Origin of the sequence: Streptomyces megasporus, assembly GCF_000718985.1 — a bacterium.
Lineage (GTDB): Bacteria > Actinomycetota > Actinomycetes > Streptomycetales > Streptomycetaceae > Streptomyces > Streptomyces megasporus.
Window position 1 is genome coordinate 1 of the sequence record NZ_JODL01000136.1, and the last position, 356, is coordinate 356.

The following is a 356-nucleotide window of genomic DNA, read 5'->3' on the forward strand; positions in this document are numbered from 1 at the left end:
GGGTACGCGGTGGCGGTCGAGGGCGACCGGATCGCGGCGGTCGGGCCGTTGGCGGAGCTGGACGCGGAGTATCCGAAGGCCCGCGTCCGCCGCTGGTCCGGCGTCCTCGGCCCCGGCCGCTGCGCGGCGGACGCGGCGGCCTGGCTGGAGGCGGCGTACCACCCCGACCCGCGCGAGGCCGACGCCCTCGGCACCGAGCCCCTGACGGGCGAGGCCCTGGCCGCCCTTCCCATGGACGAGACCCGCTGGGGCGCGAGCGCCCGCCGCGGCCTCCAACGTCTGCTGCGCGAGGGCGTCACGTCCGTCGTCGGGCCCTTCACCCGGCCCGCCGTCCGCACGGCCGTCCTCCGCTCGGG

1 protein-coding gene is annotated in these 356 nt (G+C 79.8%); it reads left to right on the forward strand.

What is annotated here, in order from left to right; genetic code table 11:
• On the forward strand, positions 1–356 hold a 356-nt coding region (locus IF47_RS0127040), incomplete at both ends, for an imidazolonepropionase-like domain-containing protein (protein WP_031511691.1).